Origin of the sequence: Rhodococcus sp. NPDC060176 (assembly GCF_042728675.1) — a bacterium.
Lineage (GTDB): Bacteria > Actinomycetota > Actinomycetes > Mycobacteriales > Mycobacteriaceae > Rhodococcus_F.
The window spans coordinates 543,911-567,664 of record NZ_JBHWYS010000001.1 but is presented as its reverse complement, the minus strand read 5'-3'; the positions used below and the strand labels follow the sequence as shown (position 1 = coordinate 567,664).

Genomic DNA, 23,754 nt, shown 5'->3' with positions numbered 1-23,754 from the left:
CACGAAGTGCTGTGCGCCTTTATTAACCGCCGGGGGTTAATAAAGGCGCACAGCAAAGAGTCAGGGCTGGAACACGACGCGACCGACAGTGGTGCCGTCGCCGAGGCGACCGATACCGTCGGCAACGTCCGTCAACGACAACCGCTCGCTGATCAGTGGTTTGACCAAGCCGGCGTCGGCGAGCCTGGTGAGCTCGACGTGGCAATCGTCGATGGCCTGCTGGTTGTAGGCCTTGTACAGCCCCCAGTGCAGACCGATGATCGAATAGTTCTTGATGAGAGCATGATTGAGAGCCGGCTGCGGGATCGTGCCACCGGCGAAGCCGATGATGACGATCCGTCCCTCGAAGGCGATGCACTTGGTGGACTTCGCGTAGGCGTCGCCGCCGACCGGATCGAAGACCACGTCGGCGCCCTTGCCGCCGGTGAACTCCTTGACCGCTGCCACGAAGTCCTCACTGTGACGGTCGACGACGAGGTCAGCACCTAGCTTGCGTGCGTACTCCGCCTTGTCCGGGCCGCCGACAACACCGATCACCTTGGCGCCTGCCGCCTTGCCGAGTTGCACTGCAGCGCTACCCACTCCACCCGCTGCGGCGTGCACCAACAAGGTTTCGCCCTCGAGCAGTTGAGTACGACGATGCAGAGCGAACCACGCTGTCTGATAGCCGATACTCAGAGCGGAGGCTTCTGCGTCGTCGAGAGCCGACGGCGCCGGGAACGTGTTGTTCTGATCCAGCACCGAGTACTCGGCGAATCCGCCGGACGGCAGACTCGGGTTACCGATCACACGGTCACCCACTGCGAACTTGGTCACCGATTCACCGACCGAGACCACTTCACCGCACAGTTCGACGCCGGGGGTGAAGGGCAGCGGCGGCTTGATCTGGTACTCACCCCGGCACATGAGGACGTCGGGGAAGTTGGCCGGAGCCGCCAGCACCTTGACCAACATCTCCGTCGCATTCGGGGTGGGATCCGCGGTCTCCTCCAACGCGAGCACATCGCGGGGTTGACCGAGTTCGTTGACGCGCCAAGCCTTCACAGCAATTCTCCAGACAGATAGTGGGTGAGTTTCAGGACGAGATCGGGAGGTCGACCAACTCGGCGAGACGTGCCCGATGCTGATACGCGGTTCCCAGCGACAGCTGATCGCTCTTCGCCCGTTTGAGGTACAGGTGCGCCGGATACTCCCACGTCATTCCGATTCCACCGTGGAGTTGGACGCATTCCTCGGCAGCATGAACCGCGACGCCGCTGCAGAATGCCTGGGCCACCGTCGCTGCGATCGCCGCATCTTCGTCGCCGCGTGCATAGGTGTCCGCCGCATATCGTGCTGCCGCTCCCGAAGAGCTGACTTCGAGCCAGAGATCGGCGAGGCGGTGCTTGATCGCCTGGTACGAACCGATCGCCCGGCCGAACTGCTTGCGCTCCTTCACATACGCGAGAGTCGTTTCGAGGCACCACTGAGCTACAGCGAACTGTTCGGACGCCAGCAGTGCGCTTCCGCAGAGCAACGCTTCCTCAATCGCCTGAGCCGCATTGCCGTTGTCGGCCCGCACCGACGGCGCCCCCGAGAACTCGACGTCCGCCAAGCGGCGCGTCATGTCCAGGGACAGAACCGGCGTGACGGTGGCGTCGGCGATCCGAACGGTGTGCAGTTCCACACCGCTGTCACCGGCAACCGGAACCACAAGAACATCGGACTCGGCGACGCCGGCGACCGTCGTGACGCTGCCGACGAGTCCATCCGCCGTTGCCTTGACAGTGGGGGTGAAAGTTCCTGGTGCAGTGGACAATGGGACGACCAGAGCAGCTGTCGAATCCCCCGCGGCCAATTGACCGAGCACCTCGGTCTCGCCCGCTTTCAACAACGCCGTGGTCGCCAGCACAGCGCTGGTGAAGAACGGAACGGGGGCGACCGCACGTCCGATCTCCTCCATCACGACTGCCGCCTCACGCGTGGACGCACCTGCCCCGCCCAACTCCTCGGGTACCAGCAGTCCCGCCAAACCGAGTTCGGACGCCAGTGACTTCCACAGTCCGGTGAAGTCGGCGGACACGTCGTCGTAGGCCGTGACCACGGTGTCGGCGCCAGCCCGCTCGCTCAGCAGTCGTCTGACGCTGGCACGCAGATCTTGTTCGGTCTCGGAGTACAGCAGATCGGCACTCATCGGGGTAGGTCCTTCCAGGCGATGTCCTTGTCGACGCGATGCTCGGGCGGCAACCCGAGTACGCGTTCTGCGATGACGTTGCGCAGGATCTCCGACGTTCCGCCCTCGATCGAATTGCCCTTGGCTCGCAGGTACCGGTATCCGGGTTCACGCCCGGTGAAGTCGACGGAATCCGGTCGACGCAGTGTCCAGTCGTCGTAGCGCAGACCGGCTTCGCCGTGCAGTTCGAGGTCGAAACCCGAAATCTGCTGGGCCAAACCGGCAAACGCGAGCTTCATTCCCGAGCCTTCGGGGCCGGGCTGGCCGGCGGCGAGCTGCTGGCGCAGTCGCTCCCCGGTCAGACGCGCAACTTCGGATTCGGTCCAGAGCCGCATCAACTCGTCGTGCATCGCCGGGTTACGCAGTTCGGGCTCGCCGCGCCAGGCCTGCGCGACCTTTCCGATCATGCCGCCCTCACGCGGTGCGCCCGAACCGATGGCAACACGCTCGTTGTTCAGGGTGGTGGTCGCAACCTTCCACCCCTGACCTTCGGCTCCGAGGCGATTGGCGTCCGGAATCCTGACGTCCGTGAGGAATACCTCGTTGAATTCGGCCTCGCCGGTGATCTGGCGCAGCGGACGGACGTCGACGCCCGGGTCGGTCATGTCGCAGATGAAGTAGCTCAGACCCGCATGCTTGGAGCGCGACGGATCAGTCCTGGCCACCAGAATCGCCAGCTGCGCGTTCTGCGCACCCGACGTCCATACCTTCTGTCCGTTGACTATCCAGTCGTCGCCGTCGCGGACAGCGCGGGTAGCGACGGCCGCGAGGTCCGAACCTGCGCCGGGTTCACTGAACAGCTGGCAGTAGACCGTCTCCGCAGTCCACAACGGGCGCAGGAACTTCTGTTTCTGCTCCTCGGTACCGAAGGCAGCGATGGTCGGTGCCGCCATGCCCAGGCCGATCCCGTTCTTGCCGGTGGCCGGGCCGGGTGCACCGGCGGCCTCCAGCTGGGCGTTCACCTGACGCTGAAAGCTCTGCGGTACACCGAGTCCCCCATGACCTTCGGGGAAGTGAACCCACGCCAGCCCGGCGTCGAATCGTGCGCCGAGAAAATCCGATACCGACACACTGCTCGGATCGTTCTCCGCGAGAAGCGCGTTCACCTTGTCGGTGAGGTCACGCGATACTGCCTCTTCGTCGAAAGCCATGCCCATTCCTTCGGTTCGAGCGGTGAGCGGACGGTCAGTCCTTGGGTCCACCGGCAACGTAGACGACCTGACCGGAAACAAATCCTGCCCCTTCGCTGACGAAGAACGACGCGGTGTGCGCGATGTCCTCGGGCTGTCCGACGCGGTTGACCGGAATCTGCGAAGCGGCAGCGGTCTTGAAGTCCTCGAAGCCGACTCCCATGCGTTCGGCCGTTGCGGCGGTCATCTCGGTTTCGATGAATCCGGGGGCAATGGCGTTCGCGGTGACGCCGAACTTGCCCAGCTCGAAGGCCAATGTCTTGGTGAAGCCCTGCATGCCGGCCTTGGCTGCGGAGTAGTTGACCTGTCCGCGGTTGCCGAGAGCCGACGTGCTCGAGAGGTTGACGATGCGGCCGAACTTCGCTTCCACCATGTACTTCTGCACCGCACGCGACATGAGGAACGCTCCGCGCAGGTGGACGTTCATCACCGAATCCCACTCGGCAACGCTCATCTTGAACAGAAGGTTGTCGCGAGTGATGCCGGCGTTGTTGATCAGTACGGTGGGTGCACCCAGTTCTGCTGCAACACGATCCACCGCTGCGGCGACCGAAGCCTCGTCGGAGACGTCAGCGCCGACGGCCAGCGCCTGGCCGCCTGCAGCCTTGATTGCGTCGACGGTTCCGGCACACGCCTCTTCGTCGAGGTCGAGCACGGCGACGGCAAAGCCGTCTTCCGACAGTCGCTTCGCCACTGCCGCGCCGATTCCGCGTGCTGCACCCGTGACAATTGCGGTTCTACGTTCCTGGCTCACTGGCCCTCCATACTTTCGTGATTCGACGGACACCGGACGATCTCGTCAGATCCCGGCCTGATCTGCAATTTCCCTGGCTTTGGCGACCAAGGCGTCAATACGTTCCACGGTGGGAGTTCCGCTCTCGGCGGCATTCTGCGGTTCGTCGCGGGCACGACGCATCACGCCTTCGGCGATCACCGCAATCTTCCACAGTCCCAGGGTGTGCCAGAACTTCAGCGCAGCTGGATCCCGTCCGGTGGCCTCGAGATAGATCCGGGAGATCTCCTCTCGCGAGGGGAATCCGGGGAGTGCCGACGCCGGGAAGTCGCCGCCCGTGTTCTCCCCCGCTGCCGGCCAGTACGCCAACAAGCTTCCGACATCCGCCAACGGATCACCGAGAGTGCAGAGTTCCCAGTCGAGGGCCGCGACAACTTCGCCGTTCTGAGCGGAGGTGATCACATTGCGCAGGTGAAAGTCGCCGTGCACCAACGTGGTTTCGGTATGAGCCGGCTGAGCTGAAATCAAACGTCGCGTGAGATCGTCCAGATCGGGGCATTCCCGCGTCTTCGACTGTTCCCACTGCCCACCCCATCGCTTCAGTTGCCGTGCAGCGTAGGGCTTGTGGCTTGCCAAGTCGTCGAGGCCCGCCTGCTTCAGATCCACGGCGTGAATCTTCGCCAGCGTCTGAGCGAGCGAGATTCCGATTGCCCGGCGACGCTCTTGCGACAAGGCCTCCGCAAGAGGCATTCGGTCCACCACTTCGCCGTCCACGAATTCCATGAGTAGCAGGGGAACTTCGGTGACTGCCGGATCCTCGGTCAACCCGAATACTCGCGGTGAAGGTACCTCGGTGGATTCGAGAGCGCTCAGGATTCGAGCTTCGCGCGCCACGTCGTGTGCCGAGGCCAGAAGGTGGCCGAGCGGTGGGCGTCGTAGAACCCAGCGATTGCCGTCCTGATCGCGAACCAGGTACGTGAGGTTGGACTGCCCCAAGCCGATTCGATCGAAGGACAGCGGCCCGCTGAAGTCGATCCCCAGGCCTGCGATCCACCCCGTGACCGCTTCGGTGTCGAGTCCCACGACTCCGACGCTAGCCACCTACCGACGCTCCTTGCCGAAACGGGAGTGCGTCGCCCAACAACTGGCCACCGTCGATGGTCATGATCTCACCGGTGATCCACTGGGCCGCATCGGAAACCAGGAAGGCGATGGCCGCAGCGACGTCCTCGGGTTCACCGATGCGTCCGAGAGCGGTAGACGCGGACACCGCTTCTTCGTGTTCTTTCCACAGTGCTTCGGCGAGTTTGGTTCTCACCACTCCCGGAGCAACGGCGTTGACACGAATCTTCGGTGACAACTCGAGCGCCAACTGCTTGGTGATGTGGATCAGAGCAGCCTTCGACGCGTTGTACGTACCGATCCCGGCCTCGAACGCCATGCCGCCGATCGAGGCGGTGTTGACCACGGAACCGCCGTGCTCGCCCATCCAGGCTCGCGCTGCGAGGCCGGTCCACAGGACTGGAGCCCACACGTTGACGTCGAAGGTCTTGGCGAAGCGCGAGTGATCCTGGTTGATGATCGGCCCGAACGACGGGTTGGTGCCCGCGTTGTTCACCAAGATGTCGAGGCTGCCGAAACGCTCGATGGTCTGCTCGACGCACTTGCTGGCTGCATCCTCGTCCGTCGCGTGAGCGCCGACGCCGATCGCGTTGCCGTTCACCTGTGCGGCAGCCGCATCTGCGGATTCCTGTGAGCGCGAAGTCAGTACGACGTTTCCGCCCGCCGCCGCAATCGCCTGCGCGGTGGCGAGGCCGATGCCCCGCGATGCGCCGGTGACGATTGCCGTCTTACCGGTGAGATCCAGTCCTGCCATGTCAGTTCGCCTTGACTTCGCGGTACTTGCGCAGTTCCTGCTTGGCGATGGCGCGCTTGTGCACCTCGTCCGGGCCGTCAGCCAGGCGAAGGGTGCGCATGTGGGCGTAAGCCATCGCGAGCGGGAAGTCGTCCGTGACACCGCCGCCGCCGTGAACCTGGATTGCGCGGTCGATGATCTTGAGCGCGATGTTCGGCGCCGCGACCTTGATGGCCGCAATCTCGGTGCGCGCTTCCTTGTTGCCCACCGTGTCCATCATGTGTGCGGCCTTGAGCGTGAGGAGTCGAACCATCTCGATGTCGATACGAGCCTCGGCGATCCAGTCCTGGATGTTGGCGTTGTCACTGACGGGCTTTCCGAAGGTGATGCGGGTGGATGCGCGCTTGCACATCAGTTCCAGTGCGCGCTCGGCCATTCCGATTGCACGCATGCAGTGGTGGATGCGGCCGGGGCCGAGGCGGGCCTGGCTGATCGCGAATCCTTCACCCTCACCGGCGAGAATGTCCTTGGCCGGGACGCGCACGTCCTCGAAAGTGATCTCGCCGTGTCCTTCGCGGTCCTGGTAGCCGAAAACCGGCAGGTTGCGCAGGATCGTGACGCCGGGAGCATCGATCGGCACGACCATCATCGACTGCTGACGGTGGGTGGCGGCATTGAAGTCGGTCTTGCCCATGACGATCAGAACCTTGCAGTTCTGGTGCAAGGCGTTGGAAGCGAACCACTTACGGCCGTTCAGCACGTACTCGTCGCCGTCACGGTCCATACGGAGTTGGATGTTGGTGGCGTCGGAGCTGGCAACCTCGGGCTCGGTCATCGCGAAGGCGGAACGGATTTCGCCTTCGAGAAGCGGCTTGAGGTACTTCTCCTTGTGCTCGTCGGTGCCGAAGAGCGTGAGCACCTCCATGTTTCCCGTGTCCGGAGCGGCGCAGTTGGTGGCCTCGGAGGCCAGGTGGCTGCGGCCCATGATCTCTGCGAGCGGTGCGTATTCCAGGTTGGTCAGGCCGGGGCCCCATTCGGGATGGGGATGGAAGAGGTTCCACAGCCCGCGGGCCTTGGCTTCCTTCTTCAAGTCGTCGATGATCGGCGGCTGGAAGTGCGGGTTACCGGACTCACGCATCTGCTCTTCGTAGACCGCTTCGGCCGGGTAAACGTGCTTGTCCATGAAATCGAGCAGTTCGGCCTGGTACTTCTTGGTGCGATCCGAGAACTCAAACACTGACATGTGAACTCCTGACAGAGAGGGAAGGAAAATTGGGGGCTCGATGTTCGAGATGGCTGTTGACGCCCTCGACGACATCCGGGCCGTGAAATGCGTTCAGCATCAGCGATTCCGCACGCCTGGCGGAATCGGTGAAGGTCGAGTGCGCGTCGGCACTCATCTGAGATTTGATGACGGAGAGAGATGTCGGTGAGCAGTTGGCCGCGATGTCCTCGGCATAAGCAATCGCTGCATCCAGAACGTCACCGCCGCTGACCAGGTGGTCGATCAAACCGATGCGGTACGCCTCGTCGGCATCGACCATTCGGCTGGAAAGCAGAAGATCGACTGCGCGGCTGTGACCGACCAAGCGGGGCAACATCCACGAGATGCCATACTCCGCAATCAGGCCTCGACGCGCGAACGCGGTAGTGAATCGTGTTGCGCTCGAGCCGAAACGAACGTCGCAGTATAGGGCTTCGACCATACCGAGGCCGGCAGCGACGCCGTTGACGGCAGCGATCAGCGGCTTACGGATGGTGGTCGGAAAATCACGGTCTCGCGGTCGGACCAGATCACTTTCGGAGACTTCGCCGACGTTCTTCAGATTGCCGAGGTCGGCCCCCGAGCAGAATCCGCGGCCGGAGCCGGTGACGACAATTGCTCGGACACCGGGATCTTCGTCTGCTGCGGCCAACAGTCCGTAGTACTGGTCTTCGAGTTCGTTGGTCCACGCGTTGAGGACACGGGGCCGATTGAATGTCAGGATCAGCACCGCTCCTCTCTGCTCGGAGAGGACAAGTTCCTCGGTCATCGCGTTCCCGCGAGCAGTGAAGCCTGGTACCGGCGCATCCCGCGCAGCCAACGGTCGTAGTCGGCGCCCTTCTGCCGGTACATGTCCAGCACGTTCTTGTGCGGAAGGATGAGGAATTCCTCGGCATCTACTGCAGCCAGCACGATTTCGGCGCACTCAGCAGGCTCGAGGACGTTGCCTGCCGCCAGCACGGCTCCGGTTGCGGCCTTTCCGACCGGATCTCCGGAGTTCTCGCCCTCGTAGAGAAGCTTGGTATTGACGCCCATCGGACACAGGCAACTGACACGAACGCCCTGATCTCCGTAGGTGATCGAGAGCCACTCGGCAAAGGCGACCGCAGCATGCTTGGTCACCGAGTACGCGGCGGATCCGACCTGACTGAGCAAGCCGGCTGCAGAGGCCGTGCTGATGAAGTAGCCCTCTCCTCGCTCGGTCCACCCGGGGACGAGGAGCCTGGCAGCGCGAATGTGGGCGCGGACGTTGACGTCGATCGTCGTGTCCCAGACGTCCTCGCTGATGTCGAGACCCATGCCTCCGGTGACGCCGGCATTGGCAAAGTAGAGGTCGACCGGGCCGAATTCCTTTTCAGCCTGCGCGATCAGGCCCGCAATGACCGCCTCGTCGGAGACGTCGCCACCAGCAGACACGGCTGCTCCGGGATGCTCCGCGTTGATCGCCTCGGCCACCGCTGACGCTGCCGCTCCGTCGAGGTCGGCTACTACGACGCGAGCGCCCTCGGCAGCCAGTCGCTCGGCCAGTGCACCGCCGATTCCCCCGCCGCCACCGGTGACAATTGCTACCTTCTGGGCAACCTTCATGAGCGATTCCTCTCGCTTGCGTCATACCTACGCGCTGACAGTGATCCACGTCTCCCCTCATGTATAGTTGAATCCGGCGTCAGTTTCAACCGTCGAATCGCGACAGCTACCCGAACGGCCCGTTCCGTCCTCCTGAACTGCGAGTAAAGGGATCAACGATGACTGAAAATCAATTGCCCGTCCGCCCGTCCACCTTCGCCGAGCTCGAGAAGCTCATCGGCCAGGAGCTGGGCCCGACGGAGTGGTACGACATCACCCAGGAGCGCATCAACGCGTTCGCCGAAGCCACGAACGATCATCAGTGGATCCACGTCGACCCGGAACGCGCCGCATCGAGCCCGCTCGGCAGCACCATCGCGCACGGACTCTTCAGTCTCTCGCTCGGCCCACAGTTCTCCTACCAACTCATCCACTTCGACGGCTTCGCCCACAGCCTCAATTACGGCTACGACAAGGTGCGCTTCCCCGCTCCGGTCCCGGTGGGATCGCGGGTCCGCATGCGCGCAACCGTCGTGTCCGCGGAGCAGTTGCCCGGCGGAATCCAGGTGAAGATGAGCCAGGTGGTCGAGCGCGAAGGTTCCGACAAGCCCGTCGTCGTCGCAGAATCCGTCGCCCGCGTCGTCGAAAAGAGCTGAACCGAAAGAGCTGAACCGAGACCCGGTACGCCCCGGCCGCTCGAACATCGATGCGGCCGGGACGACCTGTCATGTCAGGATCGGTCAGGGAACTTGAGAGCGTTCGCCCACAGGTCGGTCACCGTGGCGACAATCTGATCGAACTCCGGCGAACGCCCGTCCACCTCACCCTCACGGAGAGTGAACAGACTGTAGGCGAGCCGACTCACCATGCCGGACAGAGCAATTGACGACGTCATCGGATCCAGCGTCGTGTCCGCGATGCCGCGGGACTGCAGATCGGCGATTCCGCGGGCGTTACGGCGAATGAACGCATTGGCGCGCTCGCTGCGGAACTTCCGGAACTCCGGGTCGATGTGGGCAACCTGCTCCATGAGACCCATCAATTTTGCATTGCGTTGATATGCGGCCAGATACGCCCGATTGCTCGCCTCGAGCACGGCGTAGGGATCGTCTGCGCCGGCAACTCGCCCCATGCCCGGGTGCATCATGTCGTCTCGCGCGACCTCGAGGACGGCGGCGAACACCTCTTCCTTGTTCGCGAAGTACGTGTAAAACGATCCCGTCGCACAACCGGCTTCTTTGGCGATGTCGATGAGGCGGGCGTCGAGATAGCCACTGCGCTCGAAAACCGTACGGGCAGCGGCCACTAATGCTGCGCGTGTGCGAGTCCCCCGCTCGGTAGTGGGGCGATCTCGGAGCAGCGCGGGCGGAGCCACCGGTAAGGCGGCAATTCGCGATTCGTCGTCGAGCACAGTGCGCTCCTCATCTTTCCGAGTCATCGTTCGGGGCCGGCATCATTTCCGGGACAACCCCACATTTTCGGGACAATCCCACCAGACTCGATGTTGACGCCGGATTCAAGTGTACGCTCTGGTGAGACCCAGGACACACAATCGGTCGATTCCTCCCGAAAGGCAGAACCATGGTTAGCGTTCTCGACCCGGTGACCCGTCACGCGGAAGCCACTCCGGACAATATTGCGATTCGCGGCACGGACTATCACTGGACTTACCGACAGCTCCACGACGCGTCGCTGGCGTTCGCCGGCCGCATTCGCGACGAAGGGTTGAGCGTCGGCGACCGCGTTCTGCTCGCGGCGCCGTCGGTGCCGGAATTCATCGTGGCGTACATGGGGATTCAGGCCGCAGGTTGTGTCGTGGTACCGATCAACACGATGTCGGCGCAACCCGAAGTCGAGTACGTTCTGGACGACGCGGAGATTTCCCTGGCCATCGCCTGGCATCAGCTCGGCCCCGCAGTCCAGGACGCAGGGAGTGCGCGTGGCGTCCCGGTGTGGACGCTCACCGAAGAATCGGCGAAGGCCGACCATGCACCGGCAACCGTGGTCGACCGCGACGCAGCAGACACCACGGCCATTCTCTACACCTCCGGCACCACCGGACGCCCGAAGGGCGCTCAGCTGACAGTCGGGAATTTGTTGTCCGCCGGTGAGATCGGCGCCGAGAGCAGCCACGGAAACCCCGCGGACCGCACCGGAACCGGACTGCCGCTCTTCCACATCTTCGGCCAGGGTTCGGTCATGATGGCAACCTTCACCGGCGGCGGATCACTGTCCCTGCTCGCCCGGTTCGATCCCGCCGCCATGCTCGATCTGGTGCGTCGAGACAAGCTCACCATCATGGCCGGCGTCCCCACCATGTGGAATGCCATGCTGCACGCCGCCGCGGACGTGGACAGCTCCGACTTCGAACAACTGCGGATCGCGATCTCCGGCGGCGCATCACTTCCCGGTGAAGTGGCACGCGCCTTCGAAGCACGTTTCAACTGCACGATCCTCGAGGGCTACGGCCTGACCGAGACGAGCGCGTTCGGAACTTTCAACAGTATCGACCGCATTGCAAAGATCGGTTACACCGGCCGCGCCGTTCCGCGCACCGAGGTCGAGGTCCGTGATCACGACGGAAATGTCTGCGAGGCAGGCACAGTGGGCGAGGTGTTCATCAAGGGACCGACAGTCATGAAGGGATACTGGAAGCGTCCCGACGACACTGCCGACGTTCTGTCCGCCGACGGATGGTTCCGCACCGGAGACCTCGGTGAGACCGATACCGACGGTGACCTTCGCATCGTCGACCGCGTCAAGGACCTCATTATCCGTGGTGGGTACAACGTCTATCCGGGCGAGGTCGAAGAGGTGCTCTACCAGCATCCCGACATCATCGAAGCCGCGGTGATCGGCATCCCTGACGACTACTACGGCGAGGAGGTTGCGGCAGTGGTGGCCGTGCGCCCAGGCTCCGACCTCGAAGCCGATTCCGTCACCTCGTGGGCTCGGGAACGTCTGTCCGCCTACAAGATTCCCAGGGTCGTCCAGTTCATCGACGCACTCCCCAAGGGTTCCACGGGAAAGATCCTCAAGCGATCGATCGACCGGTCCGAACTCCTCGCCCAGAAGCAGAACTGAAAAACACAGGTGAGCCCCGGCGAGATTTCGCCGGGGCTCACCTGTCCATGCGCTCAGATAGCCCTGTCCATGCGCTCAGAGAGCGTCGAAGTACTCGATCTGCGGGGCACCAGCCAGGAAGGGTGCCATCGCCTTTCCGGCAGCCTGGAAATGCTCGGACGTTCCGTGCGCCTTGATGGCAGCGCCGTCCTGATACAGCTCCATGAACTTGTAGGAGTTCGTGTCCGTCTTCGAGCGGATCAGTTGATACAGAACCGTTCCGGGCTCTTCCGTGCGCACCTTTTCGGCGAGTTCGGCGACCACGGCTTCGAACTGCTCGCCGCTTCCGTCCTTGACGGTGATATCCGCGATGACAGCAATCATTCATTCCTCCAAAAGTGTTCCAGCAGTATTCGAGTATTACCGAGCAACCTACAGTTTCACTGCGTGGGCAGTAGTCCGAACGTCGATTCCAATTGCCTGCGAGTTCTTTCCGCGTCGGTGTGGAGAATGCCCGCAATCCCCAACCGGGCCGCTCCGTCGAGGTTCTGTTGCAGATCGTCGATCATCACGGCATCTTCGGGGGCGACACCCAGGCGCTCGCACGCAATGGTGTAGATCTGACGAGAGGGCTTGCGAATCCCGACTTCCGAAGAAATCACCACTTCGTCGGCCAGGTCTTCGAGGACAAATCCCGCATAACAATCACGCCCGAAAGCGTTGGACACGAGCGCAACAGGGTGGCCCGCCTCCCGCACGTCTGCGAGCAGACGCACCATCTCCTCGTCTCGAATCAGCCCGGCCTGCATCCGGTCGACCAACCCCACGCTGTCGACGACGGCGCCGTGCGCACGTAGACGTTCCCCGAATCCGGCCTCGAATGCTTCCTGGTCGATCTTTCCGGATTCATGATCGGCGAGCAGCCTCTTCGAGACGTCGTCACGAGAGAGCAGGGTCAACGGAAGTCGCGGGTCACCACCAAGCGAAGCTCCGAAGTCCGCGAAGGCCTGCAGAACACTGGAGGTGAGAACTCCGCCGAAATCGACGAGCACTGCCGTACGCGTGGGTGTCATTCCTCCATCAGACACCAAACATGAACCCGGCGTCAACATCAATTTTTGTGTAGCGAGAATTGTAAAGTGTTGATCCACAACCGATTGACCGTATCGAGCAGACCGTCGAAGGTCACTCCGGCGGCGCCGTCCTCGCCGCCGCGGGATACGAAGTACCCGAACGCAAGTCGACTGATCATCCCGGAGAGTGCCCGAGACGTCAGTAGCGGATCCAGATTGGCGTCCGCCAGACCGCCTTTCTGCAGCTTCTCGATACTGCGCGCGTTGCGTCGAACAAACGCGTCAGCACGCTCGAGGCGGAGAACCCGGAACTCCGGATCGATGCTCGCGACCTGCTCGAGCAGTCCCATCAGCTTCGCGTTCCGTCGATACGCCTCGAGGTATGCGCGATTACTCGCCGCGATGACCTCAGCGGGATCCGCGCCTTTCGGAGTGTGCGGCATGCCCGGATGCATCATGTCTTCGCGCGCAAGCTCCATCACTGCCGCAAAAATCTCTTCCTTGCTTGCGAAGTAGGTGTAGAAGGTGCCGGCCGAGCACTGCGCTTCCACCGTGATATCGATCAGCCGCGAGTCCAGATAGCCGGACCGTTCGAAAACGGTGCGAGCCGCATCGATCAACGCTCGACGCGTACGCAAACCACGCTGAGTGGAGGGGAGTTCCCGTGACACTGTCGACGAAGCATCTTCGGAGCCTGTGCGCGCTGCAGCCATGCTCCAGTTATACGTCAGACGCCCGCTACCGGTGACCGGTAACGGGCGTCTGCTCAAAACCGAAAGAGTTACTTGACGTAGAGGTGCGCGCCGGGAATTGCGTTCGGATCGTCCCGAACTTCTTTCGGGTTGGTCTCTTTCAGCACCCAGGCACTGAAGAAGGTCACCAAGCCCATGAGTGCTACGAACACGGCAACCCACGTCGTGGTTCCGGTCTTCGCGATAAGTGCTGTCATGATGAACGGAGTGCCGCCGCTGACCGTGATCGCAGCCAACTGGTACGCCAACGATGCGGCCGAGTAACGCACGTTGGGCGCGAACAGCTCACCCATGTAGGCCGCGATCGGCCCGTAGGTCATCGACTGGAACACGCTGCCGACCGTGACTGCGATGAAGAACAGCGGCAGGGATTTGGTGTTGATCAACCAGAAGTACGGGAACGCCCACACCACGATCGCCGCAGCGCCGATCAAGATCATCGGACGACGCCCGATCTTGTCGGACATCTTTCCGGACCACAGCACCACTCCGACGGTCAGCAACGCACTCAGGAGCGAGATGATGAGCAGCGAGTTCCGCTTCAACCCCAGTTCGGTTGTGCCGTAGCTGAGCACGCCGGCGATGCTGATGTAGAACAGCGCATTGGTGGCAGCGAGCAGTCCGCAGCCGAGCAGGATCTTGCGCCAGTGATCCTTGAGTGCCTGGGCCAACGGAGCCTGAACGACGACGTCCTTTTGATTCTTCTTGGCGTCTTCCTGCAGCTCGAGGAATTCCGGCGTGTCCTCGACCTTCGTCTGGATGTACAGAACAACAGGGAAGAGCAGCGCGCTGGCGAAGAACGGAACCCGCCAACCCCAACTCAGGAACGCGTCGTTGGAAATGGTCGCGGTCGCGACGAGGAAGACCAGGTTGCCCAGGACAACACCGAAGGAGACGCCCATCTGACCGAAAGTGCCTGAGAAACCACGCTTCTTGGGACTCGCGGATTCGGTGAGAAGAAGGACGATTCCGCCCCACTGTCCACCGCAGGCAAGTCCCTGAATGAATCGCAACGTCACAAGAAGGATCGGAGCGACGACGCCGATCGCCGACGCACTCGGAATCGCGCCGATCAAGAATGTCGCGACAGCCATCAGCAGCAGGCAGGTGACCACTGCGGGCTTGCGTCCGTACTTGTCACCGTAATGCCCAGCGACCAACCCGCCGATGGGACGAGCTACGAACCCGGCCCAGAACGTACTGAACGAGAGCAGTGTGCCCATCAGCGCGGATGAATCGGGAAAGAACACATGCGGAAAGACCAGTGCTGCAGCCGTTCCGTACAAGAAGAAGTCGTACCACTCGATGGAACTGCCGAGCAGTCCCGCACCTAGAAGTTTGCGGTGCGCTCGCTTCTTCTTTCGGTCCTGATCGGACAGGCCCCCTGCCTGCGTGCTCGAATCCACTGCCGATCTCGTCATGGGTTACTCCTCGATGGGTCGGACGCTCGTCGAGCCGGGAGTTGAGAAGTCGAATCGGAGCCAGAAGTAGAAACTGACACCAACTTCAACTCTGTGGCGTTGCGATCAGTCTGCGATACAAAAAGAGTGATGTCAATCACTGAAATACATTGCCGCATAGGGGACTTAATCCCCTATTGATTTCCGACAGCCAACACGACGAATGGCCGACTCACCTTGACGGCGGCCGGCAATTCGTTTGTCAGGTAGATCTAGTTCGGAACCCTCAGCTCGCGACGAAGAATCTTGCCGCTGACCGTTTTCGGTAGGTCATTCATGATCTCGACGATGCGCGGATACTTGTATGCTGCAAGCCTTTCCTTGCAGAATTCGACCAGATCCTCGGTGGTCGCCTCGGACCCGTCTTTGAAGGACACGAAGGCCTTCACAGTTTCGCCGCGATACGGATCCATGACACCGACGACGGCAGCTTCCCGCACGGCAGGGTGTTCGTAGAGAACATCTTCCACTTCGCGCGGCCATACTTTGAAACCCGAGGCATTGATCTGATCCTTCATCCGGTCGACGATGTAGAACCAGCCGTCGCCGTCCATGAATCCGATGTCTCCGGTGTGAAAACGCCCGCCCGGCATGGCATGTGCGGTTTCCTCCGGCTTGTTCCAGTACCCGAGTGCGACCTGTGGACCGGAGACCACGATCTCGCCGTACTCACCGATCTGTACCGGCTTGTCGTTTTCGTCCACGACCTCCGCGTACGTATTCGATACCGGCACACCGACGGCGACCGCTCCCGACGCCGTATCCACCGGCGCTTCACGAGAATTCGGTACCACGATTGCCGGGCTGTTCGTCTCGGTCAGCCCGTAACCGTTGTGAATGTAGTGACCGAACTTCGACCGGAACGCGTCCAACGCCGCGTGCGGAATCGGCGCGCCACCCGAGTACACCGACTCGAGAGTGCTCAGCGATTCCTTCGAGACTGCGGCGCTGTCCGTCCACGCGATGAACACGGTGATCGCACCGATGATTGCGGTGGCCCGATGCTCCGAAATCGATTCCGCTGCAACGATGGGATGGAATCGGCAGGTCAGAATCGTGGGCGCGCCGGCCAGGAGTGGAGCCGCGACGTGCCCGATCAATCCGGTGATATGGAACAGTGGCGCCACCGCGAACATCGCGCCGCCTGGCCGCAGTCCCAACCAGTCCCGATAGATCTGTGCCGCGAACACGACATTCGCGTGCGTGTTCATCGAACCTTTCGGCGGGCCGGTTGTTCCCGACGTATAGGGAAGGTAGGCGAGGTCTTCCGGGCCGAGCTCGACCCGCCCGGGCGTCTGTCCTCGATGAGCCTCGATCAATTCCAGTAGGTCCGGAAATCCCTCGTGGCGAATCCTGGATGCCGAACTGAAGATCCGCTCGTCGTCGCGCGACTGAAAATCCAGTTCGGACGTAGTGATGACCCGTCGTACTTCGGTGCCCGCAGACGCAGTCGCAACCGTCTGGGCCGAAGACTCCAGGCAGATGACCGCTACCGCGCCGCTGTCGATGAGAACGGTGGACAGTTCACGGTCCCGGTACATCGGATTGACCGGAACGACGACGGCGCCGAGTTTCCACACCGCGACCGTGGCGATCACGAACTGCGGAACATTCTGCAGGACAAAGGAAACTCTGTCTGCGAACCCGATTCCGTCCTCAGCTAGGGCTACTGCAAGTGCGTCCGACATCTCGTCGAGTTCGGCAAAGCTGACAGACCTGTCGAAGTATCGGATGATCGGGGCGTTGCGATCGCGTTCCAGCGCTGCACGAAACATCTCGAGGGCGTTGACGTGCTCGATGTCTACGTTCGGCGCAGTGTCAGCGTCGTAGTTGGCGAGCCAGGGCTTGCTCTCGTACACGTTGGTCATAGCTCAGGCCTCGAAGTACCGACGAGGATTGTCCACCAGCATCGTCTTGACCTGGTCTTCGGTGACACCGCGTTCGAGCAGCGCGGGAATGACGTCATCACTGATGTGGGTATAGTTCCAGTTCGGAAGTGCCACTTCTCTTGCAGCGCTGGGGAAGTAGTCGATGAAACACGACGCGTCATGTGCCAGAACCATCTTCTCCGAGTAGCCGCGACGGGCCATCTCCACCACGGTGTTGACACGATCCTCGAACGACAGGAACGGTTCGAGCCCGAAACGGTCCATCCCCAGTAGCGAACCGGCATCGGCGAGAGCGCACAGGTAGTCGAGATCGGTGGTGTCGCCGGAGTGACCGATGACCACCTTGGTCAGATCCGCGCCCTCTTCGGCCAGAACCTTCTGCGCGACCAACCCGGATTCTGTGTGCGGATTGGTGTGCACGGTGATCGGCACTCCCGTTTCCACCTGCGACTGTCCGACCGCGCGCATGACCCGCTCGACGCCGGGGGTGAGGCCCGGCTCTTCGATGGCGCACTTCAGGAAGGAGGCTCGGACACCGGTTCCGGCGATTCCTTCCCTGATGTCCTTGACGAACAGTTCGACCATCGGCTCGGGTCCGTCGAACAGCAAACCTGGTCCGGTGTAATGGAATTGGAAGGGAATGTCGTTGTAGGTGTAGATGCCGGTAGCAACGATGATGTTGAGATCGACCTGCGCGTTGATCCGGGCGATACGCGGGATGTACCGACCGAGGCCGATCACTGTGGGATCGACGATCGTGCTGATTCCGCGGGACTTCACCTCGGTCAGCTTTGCTACTGCGTCCGCTACCCGTACTTCCTCGTCCCAGGGTTCGGGATAGTCGGGGTAGTTCTGGCGCAACTCCTCACCCAGAACGAAGACATGCTCGTGCATCAACACCTTTCCCAGATCGGCTGTATCCACCGGCCCACGAACGGTTTGTACTGAACTCATCGATCGAACCCCTGACTGTGATCGCCATCACTAACATGAGACAATGAGCTAGTGTGTCTCACGCGACCAGGTTCGTCAATAGGCTCGATCGCCCGAGGCTCACCAATTTTCAACGGCCGAAATTGTGCTGTACCGGACAACCGGAGAGAATGTCCCGATGCCTACCGACCTCGAACGCCGACGCGCGATCGACACCGCCGCGAGCATGTACCTCGCGGAGGAACCACTCGACATGTCACTGCTCGCCGAACGTCTCGGTGTAGGCCGCGCGACGCTCTACCGCTGGGTCGGCAACCGCGACGAACTGCTCGGAACAGTGCTGGCCGAGGCCACCGAACGGACATACCGCAAAGCGATGTCACAGGCGTCGGGGCAAGGTCCGGAGTACATCCTCGACGTCTTCGGCCGCGTCATGCGCTCGGTGGAATCATCGACCGAACTGCGCGCGCTGACCAAACGTGAACCCATGGTGTTCATCAAGCTCGCGATGATGCCCGGCTCGATCGAGTCGATCTCCGCCTCCATCACCGCCGAGATACTGCAGTCCCAGGTCGACGCGGGCCAGTTAACCATCACCCTTTCGCCACAGGTGCTGGGCGAAGCCCTCGTTCGTATCTGCGACGTGCACCTCTACGCCCCCCTGCTCGGCCGAGAAAAGGCCGAGATCGAGACGGCCCTCGACCTGATCGCACTGCTCCTCGGCGTCACCCGCAACTGACGCGCTTCGACCGCGTGAACACTGCGGCGACACACCGGCCACCCGAGTCCTCAGACGTCTGATGAGTTGTTACTCTTTCGGTACCCACCCGAGAGGCAAGCCGTGTCCGACGACCACACAGGATTCACACTTCGCAGTGGTCCGCTGGTACCGCAACTCGAACAGTTGCTGCGCGGGCGAATCATGCATGGAACGTGGGCGCCGTCCGAGCGCATACCGAGCGAGGCGGCCCTCGCCGTCGAACTCGGCGTCGGACGCTCCTCGATTCGCGAGGCCATCCGTCTCCTCGCTCGCGACGGACTTCTCGAGGTTCGGCACGGCGTCGGTACCTTCGTGGCGGCCGCGTCCGAACTCGAGCACGTCGACGAATTCACCAAACTTCTTCGACGGTCCCGCATCCTGGAGGTCTTCGAAGTGCGTCGCGCACTCGAAATCGAGGCCGCCAGGCTGGCTGCGGAGCGGGTACAACCCGAGGACCTCGACGGCCTGAGGCGACGACTGACCATGCGACACAGCCATTTCGAAGGCGATGTCGAGAAGTTCGTCGACGTCGACCTCGACTTTCACACGGAAGTTGTCCGCCTCTCCGGAAATGCGGTCCTGCTCTCACTGTTCACGTCGGTGCGTCCACTCCTTCGTGAATCCCTCGTCGAGATGATGGCCCACGAGGCCGGCGTACCCGACACCTCACATGCCCATGATCAATTGGTCGAGGCACTTCAAGACGCCGACCCCGAAGCCGCGGTAGCGGCAACCCGAGCGAACATCGACACCGTCCTACGACGTCTACGTGTGCTCGACGCCTGAGAGAGGTTAGTTCTCGTGCAACACCCCACCGGCACAGTACTGTCGACCGAACACGTGGATCTCGTCCGCGACGGCCGATACTTGTTGAAAGACATCAACATTTCGATCGAACCCGGACAACACTGGGTCCTCCTCGGCGCGAACGGCGCGGGCAAGAGCACGCTTCTGAGCCTGCTCGGAGCAACCGCCCACCCGACTCGCGGTTCCGTTTACGTCCTCGGCCACAAGTTGGGCCGCGTCGACATGCGGGAATTGCGAATGGACATCGGGCACGTGAACCCTCGTCACACGATCGGGGTTCCGATCACGGTTCGCAACGTCGTGATCACCGGTCTCACCAACACCACCGAGGTGATGCCGCGGTGGTCACCGACTCCGGAGCAAGAAGCTCATGCCGACGCGCTGATCGATCTCCTCGGCATGCGCCCGCGTTCGGACGCACTGTGGCCCAACCTGTCCCAAGGTGAACGGGGACGAGCCCTGATCGCCCGAGCACTCATGGTCGAACCACGCCTGCTACTGCTCGACGAGCCGGCGACCGGGCTGGATCTGGCTGCACGCGAACAACTCTTGACGGCCCTGGACGACCTCCGCAATCAGAACCCGTCACTTGCCAGCATCCTCGTGACGCATCACATCGAAGAGATTCCGAGCACCACGACGCACGCTCTCCTGATCAAGGACGGCGTCGTGACCGCCGGCGGGCTCGCCGACAAAGTGATCACCACCCAGAACATCAGCGAGTGCTTCTCGCACCCCATCGAGATCGAGCGTCGCGGTGGTCGGTGGAATGCGCAGTCCCGGCCACGCGAAAGGGTCTGACCGGCAGAAGTTTCAGAGACGTCTGGCGCCGGGACCCTCCCGGCCCAGTTCGTCTCCAGGGTTGAGCAGGTTGCACGTCTTGAGTGACAGACACCCGCAGCCGATGCAGCCCGTCAGTTCGTCCTGCATTCGCGCGATGGCCTGCTTGCGATCCTCGAGGCGCTGATTCCACTCCGTCGAAATCTTGCGCCAGTCCTTCTTCGTCGGAGTTCGCCCCTGCGGCAACGACTCGAAGACCTCGGCAACTTCGGCAAGCGGTATCCCGAACCTGACTGCCAACTGGACCAGTGACACCCGCCGGATCGAGTGACGCGGGAACTTCCTCATGTTTCCCGCCGTCCGCTCCGCAGGAACCAGACCGAGTGTTTCGTAGTAGCGCACCGCCGACACGGCGACGCCGGTTCGCGCCGATACCTCACCGATCGAGAGAAGTTCGTCACTCTTGCGGATCATTTTGCCTCCCAATGGCTGCGCAACATTGACCTGAAGCGCACTTGAGATTCTACCTTCGACAACATGCACTCCCCTACCGATGCTCCCGCCGGAACCTGGCGACAGCTCCTGAGCGGTCGATACCTCGGCACCGCTACCGTCCTCGCAGGCGGAGTCGCACTGTATGCGACCAACGTCTACCTGACGACCAGCCTGCTTCCGACTGCCATCGACGACATCGGTGGTCAGCAGTACTACGCCTGGACCGCAACGGTCTTTCTCATCGCTTCCGTCATCTCCTCGATGCTGGTCACCAACGTCCTCGCAGCCAGGGGACCGCGCGGGGCCTACCTGATCGGCCTCGCGATCTTCGCGCTCGGCACCGTCGTATGTGCGGTCAGCCCGACCATGGAATTGCTGTTGGTCGGCCGCACAATCCAGGGGTCGGGAGGTGGCCTGCTGGCCGGCCTCGGTTACGCCGTCATCAATTCCGCGCTTCCCAAACATCTGTGGACGCGCGGGGCTGCGCTGGTTTCGGCGATGTGGGGAGTCGGCACCTTCGCCGGGCCCGCGATCGGCGGTGTCTTTGCTCAATTCGGTGCTTGGCGATGGGCTTTCGGCGTTCTGGTCGTCGCGACGATTGCAGTTGCCGCTCTCGTTCCCGGCGCCCTACCAGCGCATGAACCGGGCAGCACCGCCAGTAGCCCGGTACCGGTCCTCTCACTGGCGCTGCTGACCGCGGCAGCATTGTTGGTCAGCGTCGCCGGAATTCTGTCCAACCTCGCAGTGACCGCCGGGATGGTCCTCGCCGCTGTGCTGCTACTGATCGCTTTTGTCGCCGCAGATCGCCGCTCGGGCCAGGGCGTACTGCCACCGTCGACGTTCAAAGCGTCGTCTCTCAAATGGGTGTACCTGACCATCGTCGTCCTCGCTGTCGCGTCGACCGTCGAGACGTTCATTCCACTCTTCGGTCAACGACTTGCCGGACTGGCACCGCTCGCCGCGGGATTCCTCGGCGCCGCACTCGCTCTGGGCTGGACTCTCGGCGAAATCCCGAGCGCCTCGGCCACCACCCCTCGTATCGTGCGACGAATCGTTGTCAGCGGCCCTATCCTCGTCGCGATCGGGTTGGGCATCATGGCAGCATTTCTCACCGAGCACGCCGGCGCGGGTGCGATGGTCGCGTGGGTGATCGGACTGCTGGTCGCCGGCGTCGGAATCGGCATCGCCTGGCCTCATCTCGCAGTCGGTGCGATGACCTCGGTCGCCGATCCCGGGGAAGGTGCTCGGGCCTCGGCTGCCATCAACACCGTGCAGTTGATCGCCAACGCTTTCGGCGCAGCTCTGGCCGGAGTGCTGGTGAACATCGGCGAACCGTCGACGCTGCGTTCTGCACAATTGCTCCTCTTCACCTTCGCCGCTGTCGCGATCATCGGCATTGCCGTGGCAGTTCGCGCACTTCCGCGAACGCTCGACAAAGTCGACAGACCCGAAATCGTTCACGACGCTCGCTAAACTGTGGAAAACCCACACGGAGGAGTTGGCCAGTGACAGAACCGGATCCGGACACAGTGGAAACCGACTTCCCGAAGACGGGCGCTCCGGCACTGCGCGCGCTGATCGGAGCGGGTTACACCCACCTCGCACAACTGACGTCCGTGTCCGAGAAAGAACTCGGCACCTTGCACGGGATGGGGCCCAAGGCCCTGAGGATTCTGCGCGAAGCACTCGCCGAACGTGGTCTGAGTTTCACCGACTGAGCTTCGCCGACTGAACTCTCACATCAGACCAGGCTCGCGCGAACCTGGTTGCCACCTTCCCGCTTCGCTTCGTACATTGCCGAATCTGCAACGCGGAACAGTTCGGCGAAGGCTTCGTCGACCGACTCGTCCGAATTCCGTGGCGCGGTGCGGACCGCCATTCCGACGCTGGCACTCGTCGGCGGATCATCGGCCGCCCCGTCCATCGCGGAGCGGATCTGTCCTTCCAGCCTGGAAATCATGCTGACCGGTACCCGCTCCACCACGACGAACTCGTCACCGCCCATACGAGCTGTCAAGGCGGACTGGGTTGTCCACAAACGGATGCGCAGTGCAGTTCGCATGATCGTGCTGTCTCCTACGTCATGGCCGTGAACGTCGTTGATCGTCTTGAAGCGGTCGAGGTCGATCACCACTACAAGCAGTGCGTCCGCTTCGGTGACCGGGGCGCCCATCAAGTCGTTCACCCGACGCGCCAGTCCGCGACGGTTGAGCAGTCCTGTCAACGGGTCGATGTCGGAGGTAGTGGCGTCCGAACCCAGGACCGCCAGAACAATTTGTGACACAACGGGAATCACGATGATCGTAGCCAGCACAACCGAGATCTTCGCCAGTCCCAACCCGACGTCGGCTGTTGGGCCGAACAGCAGGGTCCACCCGGAAAGCACCGTGACGATCGAGGCGAAGATCAGGTGACCGACTTGCAGTTTCGGGTTGTGGAAGAACGCAATGTAGCCACCGATCGACGCAAAAACGACACACGCGATGAGCCGCCCCAGCGGTTCCGAGTCGGTTGCCGATGCTGCCGCAATCGCCACGTCGGACCCCACGACAAAGGTGTACGACCACAACGGCGTCGGCGGAAACAACCACCAAATCAGGGCCGCACCGACGCACATCGCAATGACAGCCAGATTTACTGCTCGCCAGAACGTACCTTGCGGACCGACGCCGCTGAAGCGCGCCGACAGCAATACCAAGCCCATCCAGAACGCGGTTCCGCCGACCAGTGCCCGGCAGGAAGTCAAGAACCCACGGTCATCGAGGTAGCGACTGAAACTGTGAAACTGGTCCGGCAACCGCCACCAGCGCATGACAACTTCGACGAGACCGTTCATCACAGTTCAACCGGCGCAGGTCTGGAACTTTCGGGCACACTTCGACGTAGCGGACATGCTGATTTCCCCCCGGAGCACACTGGCAT

The 23,754-nt window shown here is 62.2% G+C and carries 25 protein-coding genes; 7 read left to right on the top strand and 18 right to left on the bottom strand.

Annotated elements, in window-relative coordinates; all coding sequences use genetic code 11:
* Positions 1-60: 60 nt before the first annotated feature.
* From ACFWEM_RS02610 to ACFWEM_RS02570, 9 genes are read right to left on the bottom strand one after another with little or no spacing between them, the layout of a single operon-like run.
* A complete protein-coding gene (locus ACFWEM_RS02610; protein ID WP_003943088.1) occupies positions 61-1,044 on the bottom strand; it encodes an NADPH:quinone oxidoreductase family protein in 984 nt (327 codons plus the stop codon).
* 31 nt (positions 1,045-1,075) lie between these two features.
* Positions 1,076-2,173: an acyl-CoA dehydrogenase family protein gene (locus tag ACFWEM_RS02605; protein ID WP_378530884.1), complete on the bottom strand. Its 1,098-nt coding sequence runs from the start codon at positions 2,171-2,173 to the stop codon at positions 1,076-1,078.
* The gene (locus ACFWEM_RS02600; protein ID WP_378530882.1) at positions 2,170-3,363 is read right to left on the bottom strand and encodes an acyl-CoA dehydrogenase family protein; all 1,194 of its coding nucleotides are present in this window, start codon (positions 3,361-3,363) and stop codon (positions 2,170-2,172) included. The genes ACFWEM_RS02605 and ACFWEM_RS02600 overlap by 4 nt, the downstream gene beginning before the upstream one ends.
* Before the next feature lie 34 nt (positions 3,364-3,397).
* Positions 3,398-4,156 carry a 3-oxoacyl-ACP reductase FabG gene (gene fabG / locus ACFWEM_RS02595; RefSeq protein ID WP_378530880.1) on the bottom strand — a complete coding sequence of 253 codons (759 nt, stop codon included), beginning with the start codon at positions 4,154-4,156 and terminating at the stop codon, positions 3,398-3,400.
* A gap of 45 nt (positions 4,157-4,201) precedes the next feature.
* The gene (locus tag ACFWEM_RS02590) at positions 4,202-5,236 is read right to left on the bottom strand and encodes a phosphotransferase family protein (protein WP_378530878.1); all 1,035 of its coding nucleotides are present in this window, start codon (positions 5,234-5,236) and stop codon (positions 4,202-4,204) included.
* Positions 5,229-6,011 (bottom strand): SDR family oxidoreductase, encoded by a 783-nt coding sequence (locus tag ACFWEM_RS02585; protein WP_019745700.1) that lies wholly within the window; start codon positions 6,009-6,011, stop codon positions 5,229-5,231. Before ACFWEM_RS02585 ends, ACFWEM_RS02590 begins: the two co-directional genes overlap by 8 nt.
* A gap of 1 nt (position 6,012) precedes the next feature.
* Entirely contained in the window at positions 6,013-7,233 is a 1,221-nt protein-coding gene (locus ACFWEM_RS02580; RefSeq protein WP_019745701.1) for an acyl-CoA dehydrogenase family protein, read from the bottom strand.
* The gene (locus tag ACFWEM_RS02575) at positions 7,220-8,023 is read right to left on the bottom strand and encodes an enoyl-CoA hydratase-related protein (RefSeq protein ID WP_378530875.1); all 804 of its coding nucleotides are present in this window, start codon (positions 8,021-8,023) and stop codon (positions 7,220-7,222) included. Before ACFWEM_RS02575 ends, ACFWEM_RS02580 begins: the two co-directional genes overlap by 14 nt.
* Positions 8,020-8,841 carry an SDR family oxidoreductase gene (locus ACFWEM_RS02570; protein WP_378530873.1) on the bottom strand — a complete coding sequence of 274 codons (822 nt, stop codon included), beginning with the start codon at positions 8,839-8,841 and terminating at the stop codon, positions 8,020-8,022. Before ACFWEM_RS02570 ends, ACFWEM_RS02575 begins: the two co-directional genes overlap by 4 nt.
* Before the next feature lie 158 nt (positions 8,842-8,999).
* Here ACFWEM_RS02570 and ACFWEM_RS02565 point away from each other — a divergent pair, with 158 nt between their 5' ends.
* Positions 9,000-9,476 carry a MaoC family dehydratase gene (locus tag ACFWEM_RS02565; protein WP_003942878.1) on the top strand — a complete coding sequence of 159 codons (477 nt, stop codon included), beginning with the start codon at positions 9,000-9,002 and terminating at the stop codon, positions 9,474-9,476.
* A 74-nt stretch (positions 9,477-9,550) separates the two neighbouring features.
* Here ACFWEM_RS02565 and ACFWEM_RS02560 read toward each other — a convergent pair whose 3' ends face one another.
* Positions 9,551-10,258, bottom strand: a complete 708-nt coding sequence (locus ACFWEM_RS02560) for a TetR/AcrR family transcriptional regulator (protein ID WP_378530871.1) — start codon at positions 10,256-10,258, stop codon at positions 9,551-9,553.
* Positions 10,259-10,401: 143 nt separating this feature from the next.
* On the opposite strand from ACFWEM_RS02560, the gene ACFWEM_RS02555 reads away from it, so the two are divergent.
* Positions 10,402-11,904: a class I adenylate-forming enzyme family protein gene (locus ACFWEM_RS02555; RefSeq protein ID WP_378530869.1), complete on the top strand. Its 1,503-nt coding sequence runs from the start codon at positions 10,402-10,404 to the stop codon at positions 11,902-11,904.
* A 75-nt stretch (positions 11,905-11,979) separates the two neighbouring features.
* Here the strand turns inward: ACFWEM_RS02555 and ACFWEM_RS02550 are convergent, their stop codons facing one another.
* The 6 genes from ACFWEM_RS02550 to ACFWEM_RS02525 form a co-directional block, all read right to left on the bottom strand.
* A complete protein-coding gene (locus ACFWEM_RS02550) occupies positions 11,980-12,267 on the bottom strand; it encodes a putative quinol monooxygenase (protein ID WP_230817338.1) in 288 nt (95 codons plus the stop codon).
* Positions 12,268-12,323: 56 nt separating this feature from the next.
* On the bottom strand, positions 12,324-12,956 hold the full coding sequence (locus ACFWEM_RS02545; RefSeq protein ID WP_378530867.1) for an HAD family hydrolase: 633 nt from the start codon (positions 12,954-12,956) through the stop codon (positions 12,324-12,326).
* Between the two features lie 38 nt (positions 12,957-12,994).
* The gene (locus tag ACFWEM_RS02540) at positions 12,995-13,669 is read right to left on the bottom strand and encodes a TetR/AcrR family transcriptional regulator (protein WP_378530865.1); all 675 of its coding nucleotides are present in this window, start codon (positions 13,667-13,669) and stop codon (positions 12,995-12,997) included.
* A 68-nt stretch (positions 13,670-13,737) separates the two neighbouring features.
* Complete coding sequence (locus tag ACFWEM_RS02535; RefSeq protein ID WP_378530863.1) at positions 13,738-15,129, bottom strand: MFS transporter; 1,392 nt, start codon at positions 15,127-15,129, stop codon at positions 13,738-13,740.
* A 251-nt stretch (positions 15,130-15,380) separates the two neighbouring features.
* Positions 15,381-17,036: an AMP-binding protein gene (locus ACFWEM_RS02530; RefSeq protein WP_378530861.1), complete on the bottom strand. Its 1,656-nt coding sequence runs from the start codon at positions 17,034-17,036 to the stop codon at positions 15,381-15,383.
* Between the two features lie 3 nt (positions 17,037-17,039).
* Entirely contained in the window at positions 17,040-18,011 is a 972-nt protein-coding gene (locus ACFWEM_RS02525) for a phosphotriesterase (protein ID WP_378530859.1), read from the bottom strand.
* A gap of 157 nt (positions 18,012-18,168) precedes the next feature.
* Here ACFWEM_RS02525 and ACFWEM_RS02520 point away from each other — a divergent pair, with 157 nt between their 5' ends.
* The 3 genes from ACFWEM_RS02520 to ACFWEM_RS02510 all read left to right on the top strand — a co-directional run bounded on the left by ACFWEM_RS02520 (position 18,169) and on the right by ACFWEM_RS02510 (position 20,358).
* Positions 18,169-18,729, top strand: coding sequence for a QsdR family transcriptional regulator (locus ACFWEM_RS02520; RefSeq protein ID WP_003943195.1), 561 nt, complete (start codon positions 18,169-18,171; stop codon positions 18,727-18,729).
* Positions 18,730-18,831: 102 nt separating this feature from the next.
* Positions 18,832-19,536, top strand: coding sequence for a FadR/GntR family transcriptional regulator (locus tag ACFWEM_RS02515; protein WP_003943086.1), 705 nt, complete (start codon positions 18,832-18,834; stop codon positions 19,534-19,536).
* A 15-nt stretch (positions 19,537-19,551) separates the two neighbouring features.
* Positions 19,552-20,358, top strand: coding sequence for an ABC transporter ATP-binding protein (locus ACFWEM_RS02510; protein ID WP_378530857.1), 807 nt, complete (start codon positions 19,552-19,554; stop codon positions 20,356-20,358).
* Positions 20,359-20,370: 12 nt separating this feature from the next.
* Here ACFWEM_RS02510 and soxR read toward each other — a convergent pair whose 3' ends face one another.
* On the bottom strand, positions 20,371-20,811 hold the full coding sequence (gene soxR / locus ACFWEM_RS02505; RefSeq protein ID WP_378530855.1) for a redox-sensitive transcriptional activator SoxR: 441 nt from the start codon (positions 20,809-20,811) through the stop codon (positions 20,371-20,373).
* Between the two features lie 63 nt (positions 20,812-20,874).
* Here soxR and ACFWEM_RS02500 point away from each other — a divergent pair, with 63 nt between their 5' ends.
* Together ACFWEM_RS02500 and ACFWEM_RS02495 are read left to right on the top strand one after the other, a co-directional pair.
* Positions 20,875-22,305 carry an MFS transporter gene (locus ACFWEM_RS02500; protein ID WP_378530853.1) on the top strand — a complete coding sequence of 477 codons (1,431 nt, stop codon included), beginning with the start codon at positions 20,875-20,877 and terminating at the stop codon, positions 22,303-22,305.
* A 32-nt stretch (positions 22,306-22,337) separates the two neighbouring features.
* Positions 22,338-22,550 carry a DNA-binding protein gene (locus ACFWEM_RS02495; protein ID WP_378530851.1) on the top strand — a complete coding sequence of 71 codons (213 nt, stop codon included), beginning with the start codon at positions 22,338-22,340 and terminating at the stop codon, positions 22,548-22,550.
* 23 nt (positions 22,551-22,573) lie between these two features.
* On the opposite strand, the gene ACFWEM_RS02490 is transcribed toward ACFWEM_RS02495, so the two are convergent.
* Complete coding sequence (locus tag ACFWEM_RS02490) at positions 22,574-23,668, bottom strand: GGDEF domain-containing protein (protein ID WP_378530849.1); 1,095 nt, start codon at positions 23,666-23,668, stop codon at positions 22,574-22,576.
* Positions 23,669-23,754: the final 86 nt, after the last annotated feature.

What these genes read in the sequence shown, in the direction of transcription:
- ACFWEM_RS02605 (WP_378530884.1), bottom strand. Translation starts at nt 2,173, where the DNA reads ATGAGTGCCGATCTGCTGTACTCCGAGACCGAACAAGATCTGCGTGCC.
- ACFWEM_RS02600 (WP_378530882.1), bottom strand. Translation starts at nt 3,363, where the DNA reads ATGGCTTTCGACGAAGAGGCAGTATCGCGTGACCTCACCGACAAGGTG.
- ACFWEM_RS02585 (WP_019745700.1), bottom strand. Translation starts at nt 6,011, where the DNA reads ATGGCAGGACTGGATCTCACCGGTAAGACGGCAATCGTCACCGGCGCA.
- ACFWEM_RS02580 (WP_019745701.1), bottom strand. Translation starts at nt 7,233, where the DNA reads ATGTCAGTGTTTGAGTTCTCGGATCGCACCAAGAAGTACCAGGCCGAA.
- ACFWEM_RS02575 (WP_378530875.1), bottom strand. Translation starts at nt 8,023, where the DNA reads ATGACCGAGGAACTTGTCCTCTCCGAGCAGAGAGGAGCGGTGCTGATC.
- ACFWEM_RS02570 (WP_378530873.1), bottom strand. Translation starts at nt 8,841, where the DNA reads ATGAAGGTTGCCCAGAAGGTAGCAATTGTCACCGGTGGCGGCGGGGGA.
- ACFWEM_RS02565 (WP_003942878.1), top strand. Translation starts at nt 9,000, where the DNA reads ATGACTGAAAATCAATTGCCCGTCCGCCCGTCCACCTTCGCCGAGCTC.
- ACFWEM_RS02560 (WP_378530871.1), bottom strand. Translation starts at nt 10,258, where the DNA reads ATGACTCGGAAAGATGAGGAGCGCACTGTGCTCGACGACGAATCGCGA.
- ACFWEM_RS02555 (WP_378530869.1), top strand. Translation starts at nt 10,402, where the DNA reads ATGGTTAGCGTTCTCGACCCGGTGACCCGTCACGCGGAAGCCACTCCG.
- ACFWEM_RS02550 (WP_230817338.1), bottom strand. Translation starts at nt 12,267, where the DNA reads ATGATTGCTGTCATCGCGGATATCACCGTCAAGGACGGAAGCGGCGAG.
- ACFWEM_RS02545 (WP_378530867.1), bottom strand. Translation starts at nt 12,956, where the DNA reads ATGACACCCACGCGTACGGCAGTGCTCGTCGATTTCGGCGGAGTTCTC.
- ACFWEM_RS02540 (WP_378530865.1), bottom strand. Translation starts at nt 13,669, where the DNA reads ATGGCTGCAGCGCGCACAGGCTCCGAAGATGCTTCGTCGACAGTGTCA.
- ACFWEM_RS02535 (WP_378530863.1), bottom strand. Translation starts at nt 15,129, where the DNA reads ATGACGAGATCGGCAGTGGATTCGAGCACGCAGGCAGGGGGCCTGTCC.
- ACFWEM_RS02530 (WP_378530861.1), bottom strand. Translation starts at nt 17,036, where the DNA reads ATGACCAACGTGTACGAGAGCAAGCCCTGGCTCGCCAACTACGACGCT.
- ACFWEM_RS02525 (WP_378530859.1), bottom strand. Translation starts at nt 18,011, where the DNA reads ATGAGTTCAGTACAAACCGTTCGTGGGCCGGTGGATACAGCCGATCTG.
- ACFWEM_RS02520 (WP_003943195.1), top strand. Translation starts at nt 18,169, where the DNA reads ATGCCTACCGACCTCGAACGCCGACGCGCGATCGACACCGCCGCGAGC.
- soxR (WP_378530855.1), bottom strand. Translation starts at nt 20,811, where the DNA reads ATGATCCGCAAGAGTGACGAACTTCTCTCGATCGGTGAGGTATCGGCG.
- ACFWEM_RS02500 (WP_378530853.1), top strand. Translation starts at nt 20,875, where the DNA reads ATGCACTCCCCTACCGATGCTCCCGCCGGAACCTGGCGACAGCTCCTG.
- ACFWEM_RS02490 (WP_378530849.1), bottom strand. Translation starts at nt 23,668, where the DNA reads ATGAACGGTCTCGTCGAAGTTGTCATGCGCTGGTGGCGGTTGCCGGAC.